Source organism: Actinoplanes sp. NPDC004185 (genome assembly GCF_053603475.1).
Map to the genome: position 1 here is coordinate 1 of NZ_JBSGFR010000132.1, position 1,259 is coordinate 1,259.

Sequence of the window (1,259 nt, forward strand, 5' to 3'; positions counted from 1 at the left end):
CCAGAGTCGGCAGAGGCCCTTCGTACGGACCTAAGTGGCTCAACCAGCTTTCGATACGAGAATTGATAAATCAATTCGACAAAAAAATCCATTATCAATTAATTGATAACAAGAACATCTCGCACATTCTTTTCAATTACTCGCCGATTGAATTGCGAGGTTTTCACCCATAACTCTTGAAAAATTATATTTCCGTGATACGATGCGCTCGTTTGACATGAAGTGCACTATCGACGAAAGAGGAACGAAACAAGCATGAAAGCATAAACTGTTAGCACGTCACGGGACATCCCGTTAGCGCCCCAAAAAACAAGGGCGCTAACGGGATGTCCCCGAGAGCGCCCTTGCGCCGACAGTCCATAGGACCGACGACCTGGAAACCGCAGTGTCCTATGAAACTACCCCGGTGTCAAGGCTGGTGTTGCTCGCCCCTCATTTTTGAAGGGCGAGCAGATATTACTCGACCGGAACAATAGGACTCTGCAATGAGAGGCCCCGACCAATCACGCCTGCATTATCCCGCCCAATATTCTCATCCATCGAGCGCCCCTTCGACCAATACCAAACGACGGTATTTGGTTAAAAGCATAATCCTTTCTCGCGGGGTTAATCGAGGAGAGCGGATATCAATATTCCTGGACAGAACTACCCGCATCCCCGTGACCCTGCCCAATGAGCACATGCTTTGCGGGAAGCGATTAATGCTGGCACCAAACAGTTATTATCGGGCGCTCTCCGCTATTGGTTTTGGTTACGAATGGGCTACCCGTCACAATATACCTCTGGCCGAGCGGTTACTCGGAGGCGTCGGCCTTGCTCCAGCGGAAGTGCAATCGTTATTTGCACACGTCAGACAATGCCAAAAGTCGGGGCGACCCGAAAAATCTATTGTGGGCAAGTCGGAACAAAGAGCTCGCATGACAGCCTTCCGCGAATTCGTGACTAGCGCGATGCGTGATGCCGCGTTCAATCTGAACCCGCAAAGGGATGCAGAGAAATTGAACGCACTTCAGAGTCGGATTGACGCCGTAGAAGTGCTGTTTGCGCAAAACACACCCAAGAGGGAAACATCGGCGGTGAAAAAAGGGCTCACAAAAGACTCCCTCGACGTGTTGGTGCTAGTAATTTCGCCGGAAGGTCCACGAAACCCCTGGAAGAAAAAGCTCGTTAGGCATCGAAATTTCGTGCTTGTTCTTCTATACCTTGTCACCGGTGGCCGGCGAGGAGATGTTGCGAAGCTGAAACTCGAGGACGTCGTC

1 protein-coding gene is annotated in these 1,259 nt (G+C 50.6%); it reads left to right on the forward strand.

Annotated features, from left to right (window positions below):
- Window positions 1-659: 659 nt before the first annotated feature.
- Window positions 660-1,259: hypothetical protein (locus tag ACWEOZ_RS44350; protein WP_451916678.1), on the forward strand; the 600-nt coding region annotated here is incomplete at its 3' end.